Annotated in this window: 21 protein-coding genes; 8 read left to right on the top strand and 13 right to left on the bottom strand. The window is 72.6% G+C overall.

The features are described from left to right. Positions 1-51 precede the first annotated feature (51 nt). Positions 52-714: a DUF305 domain-containing protein gene (locus tag BJ991_RS18580; RefSeq protein ID WP_179487609.1), complete on the bottom strand. Its 663-nt coding sequence runs from the start codon at positions 712-714 to the stop codon at positions 52-54. Positions 715-860: 146 nt separating this feature from the next. Here BJ991_RS18580 and BJ991_RS03810 point away from each other — a divergent pair, with 146 nt between their 5' ends. Next, a complete protein-coding gene (locus BJ991_RS03810; RefSeq protein WP_179487607.1) occupies positions 861-1241 on the top strand; it encodes a hypothetical protein in 381 nt (126 codons plus the stop codon). Further along, entirely contained in the window at positions 1231-1860 is a 630-nt protein-coding gene (locus tag BJ991_RS03805) for a hypothetical protein (protein ID WP_179487605.1), read from the top strand. The genes BJ991_RS03810 and BJ991_RS03805 overlap by 11 nt, the downstream gene beginning before the upstream one ends. 12 nt (positions 1861-1872) lie before the next feature. Here the strand turns inward: BJ991_RS03805 and BJ991_RS03800 are convergent, their stop codons facing one another. Together BJ991_RS03800 and BJ991_RS03795 are read right to left on the bottom strand one after the other, a co-directional pair. Next, positions 1873-2463 carry a GNAT family N-acetyltransferase gene (locus BJ991_RS03800; RefSeq protein WP_179487603.1) on the bottom strand — a complete coding sequence of 197 codons (591 nt, stop codon included), beginning with the start codon at positions 2461-2463 and terminating at the stop codon, positions 1873-1875. A gap of 129 nt (positions 2464-2592) precedes the next feature. Then, positions 2593-2799: a dodecin family protein gene (locus tag BJ991_RS03795; RefSeq protein WP_179487601.1), complete on the bottom strand. Its 207-nt coding sequence runs from the start codon at positions 2797-2799 to the stop codon at positions 2593-2595. Between the two features lie 141 nt (positions 2800-2940). Between BJ991_RS03795 and BJ991_RS03790 the strand changes: the two genes are divergently transcribed. Continuing rightward, positions 2941-4866: a heavy metal translocating P-type ATPase gene (locus tag BJ991_RS03790; protein ID WP_179487599.1), complete on the top strand. Its 1926-nt coding sequence runs from the start codon at positions 2941-2943 to the stop codon at positions 4864-4866. 13 nt (positions 4867-4879) lie between these two features. On the opposite strand, the gene BJ991_RS03785 is transcribed toward BJ991_RS03790, so the two are convergent. Genes BJ991_RS03785 through BJ991_RS03775 form a run of 3 tightly spaced genes read right to left on the bottom strand, consistent with a single transcriptional unit; the run spans position 4880 to position 7813 of the window. Further along, entirely contained in the window at positions 4880-6091 is a 1212-nt protein-coding gene (locus tag BJ991_RS03785) for an FAD-dependent oxidoreductase (RefSeq protein ID WP_343048642.1), read from the bottom strand. A gap of 52 nt (positions 6092-6143) precedes the next feature. Beyond that, positions 6144-7409 carry an APC family permease gene (locus BJ991_RS03780; RefSeq protein WP_179487597.1) on the bottom strand — a complete coding sequence of 422 codons (1266 nt, stop codon included), beginning with the start codon at positions 7407-7409 and terminating at the stop codon, positions 6144-6146. Then, the gene (locus tag BJ991_RS03775) at positions 7406-7813 is read right to left on the bottom strand and encodes a (deoxy)nucleoside triphosphate pyrophosphohydrolase (protein ID WP_343048641.1); all 408 of its coding nucleotides are present in this window, start codon (positions 7811-7813) and stop codon (positions 7406-7408) included. The genes BJ991_RS03780 and BJ991_RS03775 overlap by 4 nt, the downstream gene beginning before the upstream one ends. A gap of 400 nt (positions 7814-8213) precedes the next feature. Between BJ991_RS03775 and BJ991_RS03770 the strand changes: the two genes are divergently transcribed. Further along, positions 8214-9650 carry a sugar transferase gene (locus BJ991_RS03770; RefSeq protein WP_343048640.1) on the top strand — a complete coding sequence of 479 codons (1437 nt, stop codon included), beginning with the start codon at positions 8214-8216 and terminating at the stop codon, positions 9648-9650. Between the two features lie 99 nt (positions 9651-9749). Here the strand turns inward: BJ991_RS03770 and BJ991_RS18760 are convergent, their stop codons facing one another. Both BJ991_RS18760 and BJ991_RS03760 read right to left on the bottom strand, forming a co-directional pair. Continuing rightward, positions 9750-10907, bottom strand: coding sequence for a glycosyltransferase (locus tag BJ991_RS18760; protein ID WP_179487593.1), 1158 nt, complete (start codon positions 10905-10907; stop codon positions 9750-9752). Further along, positions 10904-11926, bottom strand: a complete 1023-nt coding sequence (locus tag BJ991_RS03760) for a glycosyltransferase family 4 protein (RefSeq protein WP_179487591.1) — start codon at positions 11924-11926, stop codon at positions 10904-10906. Before BJ991_RS03760 ends, BJ991_RS18760 begins: the two co-directional genes overlap by 4 nt. Before the next feature lie 90 nt (positions 11927-12016). Between BJ991_RS03760 and BJ991_RS03755 the strand changes: the two genes are divergently transcribed. Further along, positions 12017-13162 carry a glycosyltransferase gene (locus BJ991_RS03755; protein WP_179487589.1) on the top strand — a complete coding sequence of 382 codons (1146 nt, stop codon included), beginning with the start codon at positions 12017-12019 and terminating at the stop codon, positions 13160-13162. A gap of 25 nt (positions 13163-13187) precedes the next feature. Here BJ991_RS03755 and BJ991_RS03750 read toward each other — a convergent pair whose 3' ends face one another. The 3 genes from BJ991_RS03750 to BJ991_RS03740 are packed head-to-tail and all read right to left on the bottom strand — an operon-like array spanning position 13188 to position 17085. After that, positions 13188-14126: a family 16 glycosylhydrolase gene (locus tag BJ991_RS03750; protein WP_179487587.1), complete on the bottom strand. Its 939-nt coding sequence runs from the start codon at positions 14124-14126 to the stop codon at positions 13188-13190. 56 nt (positions 14127-14182) lie between these two features. Then, positions 14183-16135, bottom strand: a complete 1953-nt coding sequence (locus BJ991_RS03745; RefSeq protein WP_179487585.1) for a glycosyltransferase — start codon at positions 16133-16135, stop codon at positions 14183-14185. Positions 16136-16173: 38 nt separating this feature from the next. After that, the gene (locus BJ991_RS03740; RefSeq protein WP_179487583.1) at positions 16174-17085 is read right to left on the bottom strand and encodes a glycosyltransferase family 2 protein; all 912 of its coding nucleotides are present in this window, start codon (positions 17083-17085) and stop codon (positions 16174-16176) included. A gap of 84 nt (positions 17086-17169) precedes the next feature. Between BJ991_RS03740 and BJ991_RS03735 the strand changes: the two genes are divergently transcribed. Further along, positions 17170-18108 (top strand): glycosyltransferase family 2 protein, encoded by a 939-nt coding sequence (locus BJ991_RS03735; protein WP_179487581.1) that lies wholly within the window; start codon positions 17170-17172, stop codon positions 18106-18108. Next, positions 18105-19070, top strand: a complete 966-nt coding sequence (locus BJ991_RS03730; protein WP_179487579.1) for a glycosyltransferase — start codon at positions 18105-18107, stop codon at positions 19068-19070. The genes BJ991_RS03735 and BJ991_RS03730 overlap by 4 nt, the downstream gene beginning before the upstream one ends. On the opposite strand, the gene BJ991_RS03725 is transcribed toward BJ991_RS03730, so the two are convergent. Beyond that, positions 19064-19843: a polysaccharide deacetylase family protein gene (locus BJ991_RS03725; protein WP_179487577.1), complete on the bottom strand. Its 780-nt coding sequence runs from the start codon at positions 19841-19843 to the stop codon at positions 19064-19066. The genes BJ991_RS03730 and BJ991_RS03725 overlap by 7 nt on opposite strands. A 4-nt stretch (positions 19844-19847) precedes the next feature. Beyond that, positions 19848-21044 carry a glycosyltransferase family 4 protein gene (locus tag BJ991_RS03720; protein WP_179487575.1) on the bottom strand — a complete coding sequence of 399 codons (1197 nt, stop codon included), beginning with the start codon at positions 21042-21044 and terminating at the stop codon, positions 19848-19850. 109 nt (positions 21045-21153) lie between these two features. On the opposite strand from BJ991_RS03720, the gene BJ991_RS03715 reads away from it, so the two are divergent. Then, positions 21154-22164 carry a glycosyltransferase family 4 protein gene (locus tag BJ991_RS03715; RefSeq protein WP_179487573.1) on the top strand — a complete coding sequence of 337 codons (1011 nt, stop codon included), beginning with the start codon at positions 21154-21156 and terminating at the stop codon, positions 22162-22164. Positions 22165-22172: the final 8 nt, after the last annotated feature.

Raw genomic sequence — 22172 nt, 5'->3', positions numbered from 1 at the left:
GGTGGCCTCGGCCGCTGGGCATTCCGGCGTCCGGCGCCCGGCGTCGCGGTGTCAGTCGTACTGGGCGAGCAGTTGCTGCATCCGTGCGATCTCGATGCCCTGATCCGCCTCGACGTGACGCGCGAACAGACCGATCTCGGTCTCCTGCCCCCCGCCGGCCTCGTTGAGGTCGGCGACCATCTGGATCGCCCCCTCGTGGTGCGTGATCATGAACTCGAGGAAGAGCCGCTCGAACTCGCTGCCCTTCGCCGCTTCGAGCTGTGCGAGCTCGTCGTCGCTGAGCAGGCCCGGCATGTCGGCGTGCGCGTCGTGCGCGGCATCCGGATCGCGTATCGGCTCGGCGCGATCGCGCAGCCACTTCTCGAGCTGTGCGATCTCGTCGGTCTGGCTGACCTCCATGCGCTCGGCGAGCAGGCGGATGTCGCGATCGGTCGTGCGATCGGGGACGTAGCCGGTCATCACGAGCGCCTGCGCGTGGTGGTGGAGCATGTCGCGCACGAAGAGCACGTCCGCCTCCCCGTACGGCAGGCTGTGCTGCGCCTCGGCCGCCTCTTCGGGAGAGAGAGTGCGGTTCGGCTCGCCGGGCGCACCCGGCTGGATCACGGGGACCGTCGACACCGGCGTGGGCGGCTCCGCGTCGGCCGTGCAGGCCGTGAGGGCGACCGCCAGGGCCGCGGCCACGCCGAGGGGCGCGAGTCGCCGGGGTTTCGTCACGTGCACTGCCTCTCGTCGGTGAGGTGCTTCGTCCATCATGCGGCGTGGCGACCGAAAGTCCAGCGCGGGCGACGCTCCCCCGCTCGTTGACACCGCGCCCACCGCTCTGCGACCGTGTAGACGATCGACGGCGAAGGGCACGAGGCGTGGCGCAGACGAACGAGAGCTTCCCGGATCTCGACGTCGGGACGGTGATCGACGTCGAGATCGTGAGCATCACGGATGCCGCGGGCGCACCGCCCTCCGTCGCGCCGGCGCCCGGCCGGATCCCGGACGAGCGGGTCGAGAACCCGTTCCCCGCACCGGTGCTCGAGGACGTGCTGTCGGCGCTGCGCGACGGCGACACCGCCGTGCAACCCACCGGGCCCCACCGCGGGATCGCGATCGTCGGACCGCACGAAGTCGAGCTCGAGCTGCATCCCGCCGCGACGCACAGCGGCACAGGGACGATGACCGAGCACTTCACCGTGACCCGGATCGACCCGGGCTCGCTGTCGCTGGCCCCGTTGGGCGACGATGGCGACTGAGCTGACGCCACAGCCGGCGGAGCGCCCGGCGGGCCCCGCGCTCATGCACCTGCTCGAGCAGGAGCTCGCGGCGGCGGACACGACTCGCGAGGCACTGCAGGCACGGGCGAACACCGTGGTGACGACGTCCGTCGCGCTCGCAACACTGTTCCTCGCGTTCGCGGGCCTCGTGCAAGGGCCCGAGGAGCCGCTGCCTCCCGCAGCGCTCGCGCTGCTCGTCGCCGCCGCGGCGACGCTGCTCGCGAGCAGCCTCACGGCGTTCCGGCTGCAGGCGTTCCGTCGCCTGCCGCGGCTCAGCGACGAGACGCTCGCGCAGTACACGCATCCGGACCTGCCCGCCGCGAGCGCGCTCGACTTGGAGAAGCGCATCCTCCCGACGCTCGCCGTGCGCACCCGCTCCGCGCGCGAGCTCAACGAGCGCCTGCATGTGCTCTTCCTGCGCGCGCTCGCCCTGGAGGTCGGCGGGGTCGTGCTCGCGGCGATCGGCGTGGTCGTGCTGCTGACGGCGGCGACGGATGCGGCATCCGCCGTCTGGCCGCTGATCGCAGGTCTCGCGGTCGCCGCCGCTGTCGTGTTCGCCGTGCTCGCGTGGGGCGGGAGGCGCCCGGCGGCGCGGTGAGCGTCGTGCACGTCAGGCGCCCGCCGGCGGAATCGTCTTGCGCATGACGGTCTTGCTCTTGCCGATGTGGCGCTCGAAGGTGAAGCCCGCCTTCTCGAACATCGCCCGCGTGCCGTTGTGGAGGAAAGACGCCGACGTCTTCTTGCCGGGTTCGAGCTCATTCGGAAACGAGACGACCTCTCCTCCGCCGGCCTGTGCGATGAGCTGGAGCGCGCCGTCGAGCGCCTCGCGCGCGACTCCGGACCGTCGGCGGTCGCGGTCGACGAAGAAGCACGTGATGCGCCACGGCGCGGGGTTCGTCTCGCCCGCGTCGTACTGCTTGCGGTGGTAGATGCGCGGCAGCTGCTCGGGACTCCCGTACTCGCACCACGCGATCACCTGGTCACCCTCGAACACGAGCGCGGCGTGGGCGACGCCCTCCTCGACGAGCCGCCGCTTGAACTCGGGGTTCTTGTGCTCGCCGCGCGTGGTCGTCTCGGTGTCGTCGTGGAAGTACGTGCAGTAGCAGCCGCCCCACACGCCGTTGTGCTTCTCGGCCAGCGCCAGCCACGCCGGGAACGTCTCGGGGGTGAGCGGCTTGATCACGTGTCGACCATCACCCATGGCGCACTCCTCGCGTCGGTGCCGGAAGTCTCGCGCGGGGGTCGGACATCGGACCCGTTTCCTGCGCGATCGCGTGCACGCCGTCGTTCTCGGCGATGACAGCGGCGGTCGGGCTGATGGCGTGTCGGCCTAATCCGGCACGTACTTGAACGAGAGCTGGAGCCGGGAGCGGTACAGCAGCGTCCCGTCGTCGCCGACCACGATGTCCTGCTTGGTCACCTCGGCGATGCGCAGGTCGTGCAGGGATCCTGCGGCGGTGGTGATGGCTTCACGGGCCGCCTCCTCCCAGGACGAGGCACTCGTTCCGATGACGTCGATCACTCGGTAGACGCTCATGTTTGACCCCTCATGGCTCGTTGCCGACGAGTCCATCGTGGTCCCGCTCGCGCGCCGATGGAAGGGGGCCGCCTGCGCGGGCGGCTCCCGGACACCGACTGCCGACGCACCGCGTCGGCCCGCGCCCGGCAGAATGGCCCCATGCCCCGCTTCCTCCGGGCCGTGCTCCGATATCCGGTGATCCTCGTCACGATCGCCGTGCTCGTCGCCGTGCTCATCCTCGACGCGACGGGGGCCGAGACGACCGCACGGTGGACCTCGACGGTCTACGTGTCGGCGATCATCGCGTGGACGCTCGTCGGAATGGTGCGCGACGTGCTGCGCGGGCACGTCGGGCTCGACGTGCTCGCTGTCGTCGCGATGGTCGCGACCCTCGCGGTCGGCGAGTACGTCGCGTCGCTCATCATCGTGCTCATGCTCACGGGCGGCGAGGCGCTCGAGGACTACGCCGGCCGGCGCGCGCGGCGCGAGCTCACGAACCTGCTCGATCGCTCGCCGCAGATCGCGCACGTGATCGTCCACCCTTCCGACAACACATCGGAGGAGGTGCAGGACGCGTCGGCCGACGACGTGCGCGTCGGCGACGTGCTGCTCGTGCGGCCTTCCGAGATCGTCCCGGTCGACGGCGTGCTGCTCACGGACTCGGGATCGTTCGACGAGTCGTCGATCACAGGCGAGAGTCTGCCCGTCACCCGCCGCGCGGGCGACGAGGTGCTCTCGGGTGCGATCAACGGGTCGCGGGCGGTGCGCATCCGAGCAGTGCGCCGCAGCACCGACAGCCAGTACCAGCAGATCGTGGCGCTCGTGCGAGATGCTCAGGATTCGCGAGCGCCGGTCGTCCGGCTCGCCGACCGGTTCGCGATCCCGTTCACGGCGGTGTCGCTCGTGATCGCCGGCGCCGCCTGGGGACTGTCGGGCGACCCGACCCGGTTCGCCGAGGTGCTCGTGCTCGCGACGCCGTGCCCGCTGCTCATCGCGGCGCCCGTCGCGTTCCTCGGCGGGCTGTCGCGCGCCGCGAAGGCGGGCGTCATCGTCAAGGGCGGCGCCGTGATCGAGCAGCTCGCGCGCATCCGCACCGCCGCGTTCGACAAGACGGGCACGCTCACCGAGGGTCGCCCCGACCTCGTCGAGGTGCGACCCGCCGCGGGCTTCGACGCCGACCGGGTGCTGATGCTCGCGGCATCCGCCGAGCAGTACTCGAGCCACGTGCTCGCCGACGGCATCCGCCGTGCCGCGATCGACCGGGGCCTCACGATCGAACGCGCCGAGCGCGCGAGCGAGGCGGCCACCAACGGCGTCACGGCGACGATCGACGGACACACGGTCGTCGTCGGCAAGCCCGCGTACGTCCGCTCGCTCGCGCCAGACGCCGAGCGCACGCCGCTCGCGCCCGGGCAAGCGGCGGCGTACGTCGCGATCGACGGACGCTACGCGGGAGCCCTCGTGCTCGCCGACGATCCCCGCCCCGAGTCGCCGGCCGTCGTGTCGTGGCTGCGGGCGCACGGCGTCGAGCGCGTCGCGATGCTCACCGGAGACGCGGCCCCGACCGCCGAGACCATCGCCGCCGCCGTCGGCATCGACGAGGTGCACGCCGAGCTGCTGCCTGCCGAGAAGGTCCACCTGGCCGCGCAGCTGCGGCCGCGCCCGGTGCTCATGGTGGGCGACGGAGTCAACGACGCACCCGTGCTCGCGGCGGCCGATGTCGGCATCGCGATGGGCGCGAAGGGAGCGACAGCCGCGGGAGACGCGGCGGCCGCGGTCGTGCTGCAGGACTCGCTCGCGCGCGTCGCGGACGCCGTCGCGATCGGCCGCCACACCCTCCGCGTCGCGTACGCCGCGATCTGGATCGGCATCGCTCTCAGCATCGGCCTCATGCTCGTGGCCACGACGGGCGCCATCCCCGCCGTCGCAGGCGCGCTCGTGCAGGAGCTCGTCGACCTCGCGACGATCCTCTACGCACTTCGCGCGCTCGCGGGCCCGGTCGCCGACCTCGACGCACACGAGAAGACGGATGCCCGGGCCGCGGCCCGCACGACGAGCACAGCCGACGGGCCGGCGTCCGCGTGACGCGGCATCCGTCTCACAGCCGTTCGGGCCGGAACCCGTACCCCACCAGCCGCGCCATGAGCCGCCGTGCGATCGGGATCGCGACCCGCATGACGGCCCGCTGCATCCTCGTCGGAGGGTTATCGACCAGCCGGACGCCCCTGCCCGTCGCGATCGTGCGGTGGACGGCGCGCTGGATGCGCTGCATGAGCAGCGTGGGCAGCTCGCGCCGCCGCTGCACAGCGACGCACGCCGCGTCGATGTCGGCGGCACCGCCGGACCTCAGAGCCGGAACGAGGACGCGCGCCGCGGCGACCGCGTCCTGGATCGCGTAGTTCACACCCACGCCGAACGCGGGCGACATCGCGTGGGCGGCGTCGCCGATCAGCAGCGCGCCGGGCGTCCACCACTGCTCGAGGCGGTCGATCTGCACCGACAGCAGGCTGACGTCGTCGAGCGACTCGAGCTGCTCGACGACCGCCCGCAGAGGCGGGACGGCGCGCGCCAGGCGCTCGCGGAACGCCGCGAGCCCCTCCTCGCGCATCTCGTCGAACGAGCCCTTCGGGATGATCATGCCGCACTGCAGGTAGTCCGGCCGCGGGATCGTGATGACCATGCCCTCCTCCGAGATCCACGCGAGCGTGTCGGGAAGGTCGGAGTGGGGGTAGGGAAGGCGGAACCACAGCACATCGCACGGCACGCCCTGCGCGCGCGGCACGAGGTTCAGCACGTCGCGGACCGTGGAGTGGCGTCCGTCGGCGGCGACCACGAGGTCGGCCGGAATCACGTCCTCGCCGTCGCGCGTGCGGACGCGCACGCCGTTCACCCGGCCGTCCGCCGCCCGCGTCACGTCGACGGCCTCGGCGCCCATACGCAGATCGAACGTCGGATGCCGCTTGCCCGTCGCCGCGAGCAGGTCGAGGAGGTCCCACTGCGGCATGAGCGTGAGCATGCGGTTCGGCGGAGGCAGGGTCGTGAAGTCGATCGCGTGCACGCGCACCCCGTTCGCGACGACGTCGAGTCGCGGCAGCGGCTTGTGCGGGATCGCGTCGAACTTCTCGCGCACGCCGAGTGCGTCGAGGATGTTGAGCGTCGACGGATGCACTGTGTCGCCGCGGAAGTCGCGGAAGAAGTCCTCGTGCTTCTCGAGCACGACCACGTCGATGCCGGCGCGCGCGAGGAGGAGTCCGAGCATGACTCCGGCAGGGCCACCGCCGGCGATGCACACCTTCTTACCCGGGGTCACGTCGGGTCACGCTACCGCACGACGCGGCGATCGCGACCGATTGACGGGCGGATCACGCGGATGCGCGGCGCGCGCGCACGAGCCGCACCACGACGCGGTACGCGACGCCGACCGCAAGCACGGCGACGCCCGCCACGATCGACGGCAGCGGGAGCGTGGCGACGAGCACGAGGCATCCGATCATTCCCGCCACCGCGAGCCAGCGCGGGAAGCGACGGTCCTCTCGCGGCTGCGTGACGGCCGACGCGTTCGCGATGAAGTAATAGAGGAGCACGCCGAACGACGAGAAGCCGATCGCCCCGCGCAGGTCGAACGCGAACACGAGTGCGATGACGACGACCCCGAGCACGATCGTCGCGCGATGCGGCACGCGGTACCGCGGGTGGACCGCGGCGAGCCACGACGGGAGGTCGTCGTTGCGGGCCATCGCGAGGGCGGTGCGGCCGACGCCCGCCATGAGCGCGAGCAGCGCGCCGAGGGCCGCGAGAGCCGCCCCACCGCCCACCACGACGGCGGTCCAGCCCCACCCGCCGGCCGAGGCGACGTCGGCGAGCGGCGAGATCGAGCGCGCGAGCGCGTCCGGGCCGAGCACCGCGAGCGCGGCCAGTCCGAGCACGCCGTACACGACGAGCGTGACCGAGAGTGCGATGACGATCGCGCGCGGGATCGTGCGCTGCGGCTCACGCACCTCCTCGCCCATCGTCGCGATGCGCGCGTAGCCCGCGAACGCGAAGAAGATGAGCCCCGCCGACTGGAGCACGCCGTACCACCCGGCATCCGCCCAGCCGTCGGTGAGCCGCGACGGATCGGCGTCGCCCGACGCGAGCCCCGCGACGACGACGAACGCGAGCACCGCGAGCACGACCGCGACGATGACCCTCGTCACGCCCGCGGTGCGCGTCACGCCGAAGCAGCTCACCGCGGTGAGCGCCGCGACCGCGAGCGCCGCGACGGGCTTGTGCCACTCGGGCGGCACCGCGTACGCGGCGAACGTGATCGCCATCGCGGCGCAGCTCGCGGTCTTGCCGATCACGAAGCTCCACCCGGCGAGGAATCCCGGCCACTCCCCCAGCCGCTCGCGCCCGTAGACATAGGTCCCGCCCGAGGTCGGATACCGCGCGGCCAGCTGCGCCGACGACGTCGCGTTGCAGAAGGCGACGACCGCTGCGAGCACGAGCCCCGTGAGCAGTCCGGCACCGGCGGCCTGGGCGGCAGGCGCCCACACCGCGAACACCCCCGCGCCGATCATCGAGCCGAGGCCGATCGCGACGGCGTCGCCCAGCCCGAGGCGGCGGGCGAGGGCATCCGCCCCGGTCATCCGGCAGTCCCGTCGGCCAGCAGGCGCACGGCCGGGACATCCGGCTCCGCCCAGTCGAGCGCGGCCAGCTCGTCGCGCGCGACCCAGCGCAGCTCGTCGTGGTCGGTGCTCGCAACGGGCGGCGGCCCCTCGAGTCGGGCGTGAAGGCAGATCAGCCGGATGCCGCCGTCCCTGCCGGGCTCGACGACGACGAGCTCGCCCGCGACCTCGATCGACACGCCGAGCTCTTCGCGGATCTCGCGCACGAGCGCGTCGGCGGGCGATTCGGATGCCTCGACCTTGCCACCCGGGAACTCCCACTTGCCCGCGGCCGCCCTGCCCGCAGCCCGCCGGCACGCGAGGAACGCGCCGTCGCGCTCGACGACGGCGGCGACGACGTCGATCGTCGGGAGGGCGTCTGACACGCACCCATGGTCGCACGTCGGTGGTGCACCGGAGGGCGGCGCGAGGGCGGCGTGTATCAGCGTGAAACTGCGTGACTCTGCAGTGAATAACGGGTGAAAACAGGGTTTCGGTCGACCGCGGCCGGGAGTAGAGTGACGTTGCGCGCTAGCGATGCTGGGAATCATCGCGCGGGGCACCCGAAAGCACGACCCGGGCGCGCAACTGGGGATATATCGACCGTCTGACTCGGGCCGACGGGCGAGCACATTTGTCTGGGGACGAAATGCGTGCTGGGGGCACCTCGCACGAGGGAATCAAGGCGGTCGTCGCATGACGACCTTCGCCGACGACGCTCTCAATCGACCGATCGCGGCACCTCGCCATACCGAGGCGCCGGTTCGAACACTGATCACACCGCGCGTGGCACCCGCCGTCGAGCGACGGCAGCTCTGGGAACGCCGCTACCGGCGACGCCTGCTGGCCGCCGACACGTTCGTCGTCGTGGCCTCGGCAGGCCTCGCCGCGTGGATCCAGATCGAGATGGCGCAGGTCGCCATCTCCGACGCGCCGTGGCAGTACGGCCGCGTGTTCCTGATCACGGTGGCGATCTGGCTGAGCCTGCTGACGATGTTCCAGACGCGCGACCGCCGCATCGTGGGGCACGGCACGACCGAGTACCGACGCGTCGCCCACGCGACGGGAATGGCGTTCGGCATCCTGGCGATCGGCTTCGTGCTGCTGCAGTCGGCCGGCATCCGCATGCAGCTGCTCGTGGCACTGCCGCTCGGCATGGCCGGCATCGTCTTCGGCCGCTGGGTCTGCCGTCAGTGGCTGAGCGACCGGCGCGCGCAGGGCGAATTCGTCTCGCGCGCCGTCGTCATCGGCAACCGGGCGGATGTCGAGTACGTCGTCCGCTCGGTCCGCAACGACTCGCTGCTGGGCTACCGGGTGGTCGGCGTGACCCTCGATGACGACCCTGCCGACTCGATGCACGTCGAGGGGGAGACGATCCGCGCGACGGGCTCGATGCACACTGCTGCGACCGTGGCGGCGCAACTCGGCGCGGACGCCGTCATCGTCGCGAGCACTCCCGAGGGCGACACCGACTTCCTCAAGCGGCTGAGCTGGCAGCTCGAGGGGACGGCGGCCGAGCTCGTGCTGTCGAACCCGCTCGCCGACGTCGTCAGCCCGCGCATGTCGCTCAAGCCGGTGGAGGGCCTGCCGCTCATCCAGGTCGAGATCCCGACGTTCGAGGGCGGGCGCTACCTCCTCAAGCGGGTCATGGACGTCGCCGTCTCGGCGATCGCGCTGCTCGTCGTGGGTCTGATGACCCCGTTCATCGCGCTCGCGATCAAGCTCGAGGGCCCCGGGCCGGTGTTCTTCCACCAGGAGCGCGTCGGCCGCGACGGCCGGATCTTCCGCATGCACAAGTTCCGCTCGATGACGACCGACGCCGAAGACGCGCGTGGCACGCTCGACGTGATCAATGAGGCATCCGGCCCGCTCTTCAAGATGAAGCACGACCCGCGCATCACCCGCGTCGGGGCGTTCCTGCGCAAGTTCTCGATCGACGAGCTGCCGCAGTTCTGGAACGTGCTCGTCGGCGAGATGAGCGTCGTCGGGCCGCGGCCCCCGCTGCCGACCGAGGTGATGTCGTACGACGGCAAGGTCTACCGCCGCCTCTACATCAAGCCCGGGATCACGGGGCTGTGGCAGATCAGCGGCCGCAGCGACCTTTCGTGGGACGACACCGTCCGTCTCGACCTGCGCTACGTCGAGAACTGGTCGGTCATCGGCGATCTCGTGATCGTGTGGCGCACGATCGGATCCGTCATCAAGGCGCGCGGTGCCTACTGATCGCCGCCCTTGATGCGTCGCGGCGGAGTTCCGCGACCACCAGGCCGGGCGGGCGCTGTGTCCCCAAGAGGCGCCCGTCCGGCCGCCACGCGAACGGCGTCAGCGCTGCGCCGAGTCTGAGACGGGTGCCGCGGCGTCCGCGAACAGCGGCTCGAGTACGCCCGCATACTGGTCGACGCGGTCGGACCAGTCCGGCACGTCGTCCACGGTGAGCGCGGGCGCGTTCTCGCGGAGCGCGGCCGCGACCGCGAGCGGAAAGTCCGCCCGGGTCGCCAGGAGGATGCCCTCGCCCTCGAGCTCGCGGAATCCGGCGACCGGCGTGCTCACGATCGGGCGGCCGACCGCGCGGTACTCGTAGAGCTTGATCGGATCGAGGCTGTCGGTGAACGCGTCGACGACGTGAGGGACGATGAGCACGGTCGCGTGCTGGAGGTAGGCGGGGATCTCGCGGAACGGGCGGGGGCCGAGGACGTTCACATCCGGATGCGTCGTCAGCAGCTCCGTGTTGGGCGGCGCGAGCGCGTCGGGGCCGACGAGAACGATCGAACCGCCGTCGGCGGCAATGGCCTCCGCCGTGCGCACGACGAGGTCGACGTCGAGCCGGTCTTCGTGCAGCGTGCCCACATAGACGGCAGTCGGTCCCGGGGGCAGGTCGGCCGGACGCGGCAGCGGTGCGCGATACCGCGCCGTGTCGACGGCGTTCGGGATGAGGACCACGTCGCGCTCAGCAGACCGCGTGCGCTCGAGCCCCGTCGAGCACACGACCACGGCGGCGCAGAGGTTCATGAGGATCGACTCGTTCGCGACGATGCGGCGGCGCTCGCGCCCCGGTCGGTCGGCGGCGAGCCAGTCGTCGGTCATGTCGTAGACGGCGGGCAGGCCCGTGCGGGCGACGAGCTTCGCCCAGCTCGGATCGTTGACCCACAGCACAGGGCGCGTCATGCCGAGCGCGCGCATCGCGCGACGCGCCGACCGTCGCAGGGCCGCATCGGCGGCCGGACCCACCACGCGCGGGAGGAGCTTGTCGGGCTGGAACAGCGACAGCCGCCCGTCATAGCCGTCCGCGGTTCGCAGGCCACGGCCGCGACGGATGCCCCGCCCCGACACCGCCGAGTGCAGCAGGTCGTTCGACGGCTCGACGAACAGCACGCGCAGCTCCGCGTCGCGGCGCAGCAGACCGTCGATGAGGTACTGGTTGCGCCGCCACACGTCGTCCCACGCCTCGAGTGAGAACACGACGAGGTCGCGGCGGGTCACGACAGCACCAGCACGTGCTCGTAGAGGCGGCGCGTCTGCGCGACCTGTCGCTCGACGGAGAACTCGCGACGCTGGAGTGCGCGCAGCGCGGCGCCGGCCGACTCGCGCCGCGCGGGATCGCGCAGCAGGTCGTCGATCACCCGTGCGGCGTCCGCGGCGTCGCCCGGGGTGAACAGCAGATCGGGGCGCGCCGCTCCGACCGTCTCGAGGTGACCGCCGCCGGCGGCTGCGACCGTCGGAGCACCCGATGCCATCGCCTCGAGCACGAGGATCCCGAGCCCCTCGCGCGGCGTCGGCGCGATCACGATGCCCGCCTCGGCGAGCAGCGCCGGGACGTCGGACCGGTGCCCGAGGAACTCGACGCTCTCTCCGACGCCACGTTCGCTCGCGAGCGCCTCGAGGTCGCGCCGCTCGGATCCGTCTCCCGCGATGCGCAGCTTCCACCCCGCCGCGGGACCGCGCGACAGCGCCCACGCCTCGATGACGTCGGCCGTGTGCTTCTCGGCCTCGAGCCGCTGCGCGGCGAGGACGTACGGGCGGCGCTTGACGCGGGCATCCGTCGATTCCACTCCCGAGTGGACCACCTCGACGGGCGGCTCGACGTTCTCGGCGACGAAGCGCGAGATCGCGATCTGCGCGGCCAGGGACCTGCCCACGGGCCGGAAGAGGAGTCGCGCGACCGGGTTGCTGCCGCGGCGACCGGCGAAGTGCCGCGTGCTCACGTGCTGCGGGCGCCGGTGCCAGCGTAGATGGAGCCACCCCACGAGGTCTGCCTGCGACATGTGCGTGTGGAGGATGTCGGGTGGCTCGATGGACCGCAGCGACGAGAGCGCCTCGCCCATGTCGTCACCCGGAAGCCACTGCGCCGACGTTGACGCGAGCGCACGCTGCATGAGCTCGGCGTGACCGCCGATCACCACGACGTCGTCGCCGGACGAGGCGAGCCCGGACGCCACGGCCACGATGTACCGTTCGACGCCGGCGAAACCGGTCGAGCACACGAGGTGCACCACCCGCATTTCTCTCCCCCCGACACACGGTTCCCCGCGTGAAGTCTATGAGCACGCGGCGTCGGCTGTGTTGCCTGGGGCGGTCTGTAGCATGGCGACGTGCGCGTGGCGATGTCGTCGTTCCGATTCAACAACGAAGGCGGCATCGAGCGCGCGTCCTACGAGCTCGCGCAGCGCATGAGCGACCGCGTCGATCTGACGCTCGTGGCGACCGACGTGACTCCCCCGCCTCCGGAGCCGCTGTCGTGGCTCCGTGTCGAGGCGCGCAGCACTCCCGGGTTCGTCGTGCCCGTGACGTACTCGGCCGCCGCGACGAAGGCCCTCGAGGGCAAGGGCTTCGACATCGTGCACAACCAGGGCGGCTGTGCGACCCGCCGGCAGGACGTCATCACCGCGCACAGCTGCCACAAGGCCTGGTGGGCGATGAAGTTCCGCAACGGCGAGGTGCTGCGCGCCCTCGCGAACCCCTTCCACCACGCCGTGCTGCAGGTCGAGCAGCGCAATTACCGGCCCGATCGCTTCCGCCGCGCGATCGCCGTCTCGCCGACCGTCGCGCGCGAGCTCACGCAGTACTACAAGGTCGATCCCGAGCGCATCACGGTGATTCCGAACGCGGTCGACGTGTCGAGATTCCAGCCGGCGGATGCCGCGGCCCGCCGCGCCCGCATCCGCACGCAGCACGGGTGCACCGACGACGACGTGGTGCTGCTGTTCGTCGGCAAGGAGTTCCGCCGCAAGGGACTCCGGGCGATCGTCGACGCGCTGCCGCACTTGCCCGAGGCGGCGCGCCTGCTCGTCGTGGGCGGCGACGATGCGGCGCCGTTCCAGGCGCGCGCGCGCGAGCTCGGCGTCGCCGAGCGGGTGACGTTCGCGGGGCACTCGCCCGCGGTGGAGGACTACTTCCAGGCGGGCGACGTGTTCGTGTTCCCCACGATCTACGAGCCCTTCGGCCTCGTGCTGCTGGAGGCCGCGGCATCCGGCCTGCCCCTCGTGACGACCCCGCTGGGGGTCGCCGAGGAGTTCGTCCGGGTCGGCGAGAACGGGGCGCTCATCGCGCGCGACGGCGCCTCCATCGCGCGTGCGGTGCGCCCTCTCGTCGAGGATCGCGAGCTGCGCCGCCGCATGGGCGAGCAGGCGCGACGCGACGCGGCGGGCTACACGTCGTGGGAGTCCGTCGCAGACCAGACGATCGCGCTGTACGAGCGCGTGCACGAGGAGAAGAGGGCCGGGCACCTGCTGAGCTGACCGGAGCCTCGGCGGCGCCGCCGGGTCAGCGGGCCGGCGTGATCTCCGTGTCGTACACGCGCACCCAGTCGACCTGGAGCGCGGCGGGGAAAGGAGTGTCGACGTTCGGCTCCCCCGGCCAGTCGCCCCCGACGGCGAGGTTGAGGACGATGTTCACCGGACGCGTCAGCGCCCACTCCCACCCGTCCTCCATGTCGGCGGGCGTGAGGCGGCCGGTCTCCTCGTCGTCGATGGAGAACGTGACGCCGGTGGGATCCCACTCGGCGGCGAACACGTGCCAGTCGTCGGCCCACGAGCCGTCCTCGGCGGGCGTCTCGATCTTCAGCGACCACGCCTCGTCGTGGCCGGCCCAGTTGCCCCACACCGTGGAGTGCGCCGTGTCGCCCTCGCGCACGAGCTCGACGATGTCGATCTCGCCCACGTCCGGCCACCCCGTCTGGTCGTCGTAGACGCCGAGCAGCCAGAACGCCGACCACAGGCCACCGCCCGACGGCGCCTTGATGCGCGCCTCGAACCGCCCGTACAGGAAGGCGTCACGGCTCACGAGACGCGCCGACGTGTAATCCGCCGATCGGCCCTCGTCGTCGGTGCCCTGCTCGGCGCGCGCGACGATCGAGAGGACGCCGTCCTGCACGAACGCGTTGGTGTCGCGGTCGGTGTAGAACACGATCGAGCCCACGCCCCAGTCCCCCGCGCCGGTGCTGCGCCGCCAGGCGTCGAGGGCGCCGTCGAACTCGTCCGCCCAGTCGAGCCCCGAGTCGTCGCCGACCACCGGTCCGGTCGGGGTCGGGCTCGAGGTCGGGGTGGCGGATTCGCCGTGCCCGGGCGCCTCCTGCGGCGACGCCGCGCACGCGGACGCGAGCGCCACCGCCGTCACGATCGCGGCGGCCGAGGCGGAGCGGACGGCGCCGGAGAAGGCGCGCTCGAGCGCTCGGCGCGTGTGCCTACGGCGTGATGTGCTCACGCGTGCCCTCCTTCTCGCGGTGGGCGTGCGTCCCCGCATCCGACGATAACCCGCGATCAGCCGACGCGTTCTGAGTATCCGATGGGACCTTCGAGGAAGATCGCCCGGCGCCGCCGCGCTTCCGCGGCCTTGTCGCCGCGCGCGAGGACGGCGCGCACGGTCGCGCCCACGATCACGCCCGCGCGGAAGACCTGCCACCCGAATGCGCCGAAGTGCTTGCGCTGGTACTTCTCGCCGCTCGCGAAGAACAGCGCCTCCCGTCGCGTGCTGTCGCCGCCCGTTCCCGCGCCGATGTGGGTCGAGTCGACCTCGGCGACCGCGATGTCCCACCTCGCGTCGCGCGCCCGCTTCTGCCAGTCCACTTCTTCGGCGTAGAGGAAGAACTGCTCGTCGAGGAGGCCGATCTCGGCGATCGCCTCCGCCCGCAGCAGGAGGACCGACCCGATCGCGAAGTCGCGCGCCCGGTCGAGCCGGCCGAGTCCGAGCGCGTCGATCCACGCGCGCAGTGGCGACGGGAAGGGCCACCACACCCGCACGGGCTCGCCCGTGTCGGGCTCGGTCTGGGTCGCGCCCACCGCCGCGCGGCGCGGCCTCGCGTGAAGTGTCTCGTGCATCGCACGCACCCCGTCGGGCGCGATGCGCGCGTCCGGATTCAACAGCAGCACGTCGTCGCCCTCGAGGCCCCGCTCGGCGAGCGAACGGAGGGCGGCGTTCACGCCCGCGCCGAAGCCGAGGTTGCGGCCGGGGTCGATGTAGTGGGCATTTCGCCGCGCGGCGAGCTCGGCCGTCGCGGGCGAGGAGGAGTTGTCGACGATCGTGATCGGGAACTCGCCGCCGAGCATCTCGAGTGCGCCGTCCAGCAGCGCGGGGTCGCCGTACGCGACGGCGACGACCTGCGGCGGCCGCTGCCGACCGGAGTCGTTCGACGGAAGCACCTCGCGGTAGAGCTCGTCCTGCAGCTCGGCCACGCGCTCCCACGTGAACTCCTGCGCGCGGCGCAGCCCCGCGTCGCGCAGCTGCGCCCGCCGGCTGCCCTCGAGCGCGTCGTCGAGCCCCGTGGCGAGGGCCTCGGGGTCACCGGGCTCGACGAGGATGCCGGCATCCGCCACGACGTCGGGGATCGCACCCGACCGGCTCGCGACGACCGGCACGCCCGATGCCATCGCCTCGACCGCGACGCGGCAGAACTGCTCGAGCCAGCCCGGCCAGGGGATCGACGGCACGGCGATCGCATCGAGCCGCCGGTAGCGGTCGGCGAGCTCGCCGCCCTGCGCGAAACCGAGGAACGCGACGCGCGACGTGATGCCGAGCTCACCCGCGAGCGCGACGAGCTCCGCCTTCTGCGGCCCGTCGCCGGTGATCTCGAGGCGCCAGCCGGGGCGCAGCGCCAGCGCCCGCACGAGCGTGTCGACCCCCTTGTACGGCTCGAGGCGGCCGACGTAGCCGATCGTGGGCGGGTCGGCGGCAGCGGTCCGCTCGGCGGGTCGGAACTGCGCGGTGTCTACGCCGAGCGGGATGAGTCGCGCCGGACCCCGCAGACCCTTTCGGACGAGGATCTCTCCGGCCTCCGTGTTGCACACGTAGGCGGCCGCCGCTCCGCGCAGCGCCCAGCGCTCGAACCAGCGGAACGGGACGGGATAGCGCTTCTCGAGGTTCTGCGCCGAGTACAGGACGTACGGCGCGCGAGAGCGGCGCAGCCGACGCAGCAGGAGGATCTCGGCTGTCGCGAGTGAGAACGGCTCCTCGTGCAGGTCGATGAGGTCGGGGCGCGCGCCGAGTGCCCTCCACAGCGGCCCGGGAGTGTAGAGGAACGCGTTCGGGTGGGTGCCGATCGTCGCCGCGCCGCGCACGAAACGGTCGCCGTCGGCGTCCAATGACACGAGGCGACCTCCCTCGTTCCAGCGCTTCGCCGACACGAGGGCGACGTCGACCCCGCGGCGGCGCAGCGCGCGCTCGCGCGCGCGCCACGCCGACACCACGCCGTGATGCGCGACCCGCAGTACCCTCACGTCTCCCCCAAAGCCGTCTCGCGTGCGCTTCGCACCCGTCAGTCGGAGCTGCCCCGCACCCTCCGCGCGACCCCGTCCACGAGGCCGAGCGGGGCGGTGCGCAGCGCCCACCACACCTCCGATACTGCCCGCAACGGGTGACGCTCGCCCAACGCGCGGCGAGCCGCCCTCCCGGCGCTCCACCACGCGAAGCGGTCGTTCTTGCGCGCGCTGTCGCGCAGCGCGGCGACGAGCTCGTCGTCTCCGCTCTCGCGGGCGGCCCTCTCGTGGCGGCGCACGATCTCGTCGATCGACGCCACGAGCTCGCGGTGGCGGATCGTGGAGTTCTCGCCGTACGAGCGGTAGTCCACGAGAGCCCCCGGCACGAACGCGAACCGGCCGAGCTGCGCGAGTCGCAGGATGAGGTCGTAGTCCTCCGCGAGGCGCAGTCCCTCGTCGAAGCCGCCGACCTCGGCGAACCGATCGCGCCGCATCACGAGGTTGCCGAGCAGGATGCCCGTTCGGCGGCGCGCGATGTCGGCCGTGGACGCGACGGCGACCTGGTCCGCCGGCGCGAGCACGCGCTCCCCCGTGGCGTCGATCGTCTGGATGCCGCAGTAGCTCGCGACGGCATCCGGGTCGTCGACGTGCACCGCCGCATGACGGGCAAGCCGCTCCGGATGCCACCGGTCGTCGTCATCGAGGAACGTGAGCAGCTCGCCGCGCGCCTCGCCCGCGCCGCGGTTGCGCGCGGCGCTCACCCCGGTCGGCGGCTGGCGCAGCAGCCGGGCGTTCGAGGCGCGAGAGACGATCGCCGCGACCGCGTCCGGATCGGCAGACCCATCGTCGACCACGATGAGCTCGACGGCCGGGTGGGTCTGCGCCGCGACCGAGTCGAGCGCCTCGCCCAGGTGCTCCCCGGCTCGGTTCGTCGCGACGACGACGCTGACCAGCGGCGGGCGGGCGGGCATAGGCGAATGCTACCGACTTCGCGCACGGCTCCCCGCCGAGTGCTTCAGTACAATCGGCACGACTCGGGGCGGACGGAGACGGTGATGGGGGACGACGGGCCGGTCGTGAGCGTCGTCATCGCCGCACGCGACGCCGCCGTGACGATCGGCGATCAGCTCGATGCGCTCGCCCGGCAGAGCGTCGACGTGCCGTGGGAGGTCGTCGTGTGCGACAACGGCTCGACGGATGCCACGGCCGCCGTCGCCGAGTCGCACGCGTCCGCCCTGCCGAGCCTGCGGGTCGTGGACGCATCCGCCGCGCACGGCGCGGGCGGCGCGCGCAACATCGGCGTCGAAGCGGCGCGCGGGTCTGTCGTCGCCTTCTGCGACGCCGACGACATCGTCGACGACGGGTGGCTCGCGGGGATCGTCGCGGCCATGCGCGACCAAGACTTCGTCGGATGCACGTGGGGCATGTCGCGCTTGAACCCCGAGCACGCGGAGGGACTCACGATGGGCCCGACCTTCCGGCTCGAGACGCTCCCCCACCTCGCCTTCGCGGGCGCCGGGGCGATGGCCGTGCGCCGCGACGTCTTCCTCTCCGCGGGCGGCTTCGACACGTCGCTGCCGATCGGCGAGGACACCGACCTGAGCTGGCGCATCCAGCTCGCCGGCACGCCGCTGGGCGAGGCGCCGCAGGCGATCGTGCACATCCGCGAGCGCTCCGAGCTCGGCGCGACGCTGCGGCAGTGGTACCGCTACGGCCGCGCGGAGCGCCAGCTCCGCGCGAAGTTCGCCCACGTGCCCGCGCCGGTCGGCGCAGCGACGCCTGCCGGTCAGGAGACGGCAGGGCAGGCGGCCGAGCTCGCCGACAGCGCGAAGCGGAAGGTCCGCCGGCTCTTCCGGTTGCGCGGCTGGCGCGACGTCGCCCCCTTCCTGCAGCGCCAGGCGCGCCGCGCGGGACTGCGGTGGGGCCGCATCGACCGGAGCGTGCGGCCGTACGACGGACCGGGCTCGGCCCACGCGGAACGGGCGAAGGCGTGAGCGCCCCCGAGGTGTCGGTCATCGTGCCGGCGTACAACGCGACGGCGACACTCGGCGATCAGCTCGCGGCACTTCTCGCCCAGCCCGCCGACCACGAGATCGAAGTGCTCGTGTGCGACAACGGCTCGACCGACGACACCGCTCGGCTGGTGCGGAGGTGGGCCGAGCACGATGAGCGGGTGCGGCTCGTCGACGCGTCCGCGCGGCGCGGGCCGGCGGCGGCGCGCAACATCGGCGCCGCGGCCGCGCGCGGGCGCGTGCTGCTGTTCTGCGACGCGGATGACATCGTGGGCGACGGGTGGCTGGGGCGCATGGCATCCGCCCTCTTCGACGATGTCGAGGTCGCGGCCGGCACGCTCGAAGGACGCTCGCTCAACAGCGCCAACCGGTACTCGGTCAGCTGGGAGGTCTCGGGCGACATCCGCCTCGGGTTCTGGCCGCGGTTCCGCGCGACCGCGTCGAGCAACCTCGGCGTGCGCAAGGACGTGTTCGACGAGGCGGACGGCTTCGACGAGCTCCTCCTCACGTGCGAGGATCTCGACTTCTGCTGGCGCGTGCAGCTCGCCGGCCACCCCCTGGTGTTCCTCACGGACGCCGTGGTCCATTCCCGGCAGCGCGACGGGCTGCGGGCGGTGTTCCGTCAGGCGCGGTCGTACGCCGCGGGCACGCGCGCGCTGCGGCACAAGTACTCGGCGATCGCGGCCGCCGATGCCGATCCGCCCGCGGCGCCTGCCCCTGCCCTCTGCGAGGACGGCGCGGCAGTGAAGGACGCCGGGGACGCCGCATCCGGTCCTTCCCGCCTCCTCGCTCGCGCCGGACGCGTGTTCACGCGGACCGGCCAGGCCAACGTCGCGTGGCGGCTCGGCGAGGCGCTCGGGCAGCGGTTCGGCCGGATCGACCCCCGCATCCGGCCGCTGCCGGTCTCGCTCCTCGAGCGCCACCTGGCCGGCGGCCGTCAGTAGCGGATGTGCGTGCGCACGCTCACGTACTTCGCGAGCAGGTCCTTCACGGCGAGCGTCTCGTATTCGCGCTCGTCGAGCCCGTCGAGGATGCGGCGCAGCACGGCGGCGCGGTCGAACGCCGGCAGGCGCTGCCCCTCCTCGAGCTTCTCGGGGTCGCCGCGATGGTCGTGCAGGAGCAGGATCGCGCCCGGGAACACCCCCGCGAGCGACCGCTCCGCGACGGCCGACTCCTCGTCGTCGATCCAGTCGACGGCGTCGCCCGACCAGTTCACGAGGCGAAGGCCGAGCGCGCGGATGCCGACCGCCTGCGCGAGCGTGTGCTCGCCGTAGGGCGGGCGGTACGTGCGCAGCCGCGTGCCCGCGACGTCTTCGACGAGCGCCTTCGCATCGCGGATGCGGCGAACCGCCGTCAGCGCGCTCATCGTGAGGAGCGAGTCGTGGGTGTCGCCGTGCAGCGCGAGCTCGTGGCCCTCGTCGACGATCCGACGGACGATCCGCGGATGCTGCTTCACCTGCTGCCCGAGCACGTAGAACGTCGCCGCGCGCCCGCGCTCGGCGAGCAGCTCGAGGATGCGCGGGGTGTCGTCGGGGTTGGGCCCGTCGTCGTACGTCAGCGAGAGCGTGCGGTCGGTCGTGTCGACGCAGTAGGTGCCGAGCGGCGAGCTCGCGAACGACGGCACGAAGCGCGGGAGCGCGCTCTGCGCGGAGAACTCCCCGCCGACCATCTCACGGCCGCCCCACACGACCACCGGTCGCACGACGACCGCCTTCATCGCATCACCCCTGCGTCGCCGCCCGAGCCCCACGGACGGTCGATCGAATCCTAGCCGCCGGGGAGCCGTCGTCGGCGGCGAGCTCCGCGTACACGGCGAGGTAGCCGTCGGCCACGCGATCCCACCCGAACTCCTCGACGCGGGCTCTTCCCGCCGCCGCGATCCGTCGGGACGCGTCGGGGTCGCGCACCGCGCGCTCGAGCGCCGCGGCGAGCGCGCGCTCATCGAATGGATCGGCGAGCCACCCGTCGACGTCGTCGCGGATGATCTCCTCGGGACCGGCGTGCGAGGTCGCGATGACAGGCACTCCGCCGCGCCATCCCTCGAGCACGACGATGCCGAACGCCTCCGTGCGGCTCGGCGCGACGAGCGCGAGAGACCCGGCCACCGTCGGCCCGACGCTCCCGCGGCCGATCCGACCGGGAAGGTGCACGCGATCGCCCACGCCCCGTTCAGCGGCGAGTGCGAGCAGCGCGTCACGCTCGGGCCCGTCGCCGCCGATCACGAGGTGCACGTCCTCCGGCAGGTCGGCCGACGCGAACGCGCGCACGAGCAGGTCGAACCCCTTCGTGCGGACGAGTCGCCCGAGGGCGATGAAGTAGCGAGCGGGGAGCGGCGGGGCATCCGCACTCTCCTCGTCGAGATCGACGCCGTTCATCACGATCGCGGCATGTCCCGGCTCGAGCCCGAACCGCTCCTCCAGATCGCGCGCGGTGAACGACGAGACCGCGGTGACGGCGGCGGCACGACGGATGCCCCGCCGCAGAGCCCACCGCATGAGCGCCGATCCGCCGAACACGTCGTCGGCGTCGCCGAACGTCTCGCCGTGGCTGGTGATGACGAGCGGCAACCGCGCGAAGCGCGCCACCTCGGTCGCCCACGCCCCGTTCGGACCGAAGCAGTGCACGTGGACGACGGCGGGCCGGTCCGCGCGGAGCGCGCGTCGCCAGCGGAGGGCCGCGCGCGGCGCGCGCCACAGGAACGACAGCACCGCCCGCACCGAGCGGGCGGGCATCGGGGTGGGCAGCACGCGGAGGGGGATGCCGTCGTGTTCGGGCGGCACGTCGTCGCCGCGGTCCGCCGTCCAGATCGCGACCTCGACCCCGCGATCGCGCAGCTGCTCGGCGACGTGCCGGACGTGCTCCTCGACCCCGCCGACGCGGGGCAGGAACGAACTCGTGACGAGTGCGATCTCCGCCATGGCGTCTTCCCTCGCTACGCTCTCAACGACGCGCGGTCACCGCGCGTAAGCCCGACGGAGGTCCTGCACCATTCGCATCACATTCGCCACGATAGCCGTCGGCGCGCCCATGGGTCAGCAGGTGTACGAGGAGGAGATCGTCGCCCGCGCCGCCCAGGCCGCCGGAGAGGGCACGGTCGTGCGGCGCGAGATCGCGCGGTCGCTCCGCTCGGAGCTCGACGGCACCGTGCGGCTTCCGAACTGGATCACGAACCGTGCTCCGTCGGGCGTGCGGTCCGCCGTCGGGGCGATGCTCTACCGCGGCGCCGAGGTCGTCCACCGGATGGGACTCGGCATGCCGCCCGCGCGCGTGCCCGAGGTCATCACGATCCACGACACGGTCGCGTGGCGCTTCGACGACGAGTCGCCCCCCGAGCGCTTCGCCGCGCACGAGCTCCGCCGCGCCGCGGCCGTCATCGCTCCGTCGCAGTACGCCGCAGACGATGCCGCCGAGTTCCTCGGCCTCGAGCACGTGCACGCGATCTACAACGGCGTCGACCCCGTGTTCCTCGACGCCGAGCCGCTCAGCCCCGAGTCGCGTGCCGGGCTCGCCATCACCGGGCCTTACGTGTTGCACGCCGGAGGCGCCTCGCGGCGCAAGAACCTCGAGGCGCTCGCCGAGGCGTGGGAGGTCGTCTCGGCCGCGCGGCCCGACCTGACGCTCGTGCTCTCCGGCCCGCCGCACCCGCGACGCACCGCCCTGTTCGCGAGACTCCCCCGCACGCGGCTCGTCGGTCGCGTGCCCGCCGCCCTCGTGCCGGGACTGTTCGCGGGCGCGACGACGGTCGTCGTGCCCTCGCTCTACGAGGGCTTCGGGCTGCCTGCGCTCGAGGGAATGGCAGCCGGCGCGCCGGTCGTCGCGGCGCGCACGAGCGCGCTCCCCGAGGTCGTCGGCGACGCCGGGGTGCTCGTCGAGCCGACGGGCGCCGCTGTCGCGGAGGGCATCCTGTTCGCGGCATCCGATGACTCCGCCGTGTCGGCGATGGCCGCTCGCGGGCGCGAGCGCGCGCGCGAGTTCACGTGGGAACGCAGCGCGCGCGAGCACGCCGCCGTGTGGCGCCGGGTCTTCAGCGGATCCTGAGGGACTTC

This window comes from Microbacterium immunditiarum (genome assembly GCF_013409785.1).
Classification (GTDB): Bacteria; Actinomycetota; Actinomycetes; order Actinomycetales; family Microbacteriaceae; genus Microbacterium; species Microbacterium immunditiarum.
The sequence above is the reverse complement of the archived record's forward strand: the minus strand, read 5'-3'. Positions and strand labels throughout refer to the sequence as shown.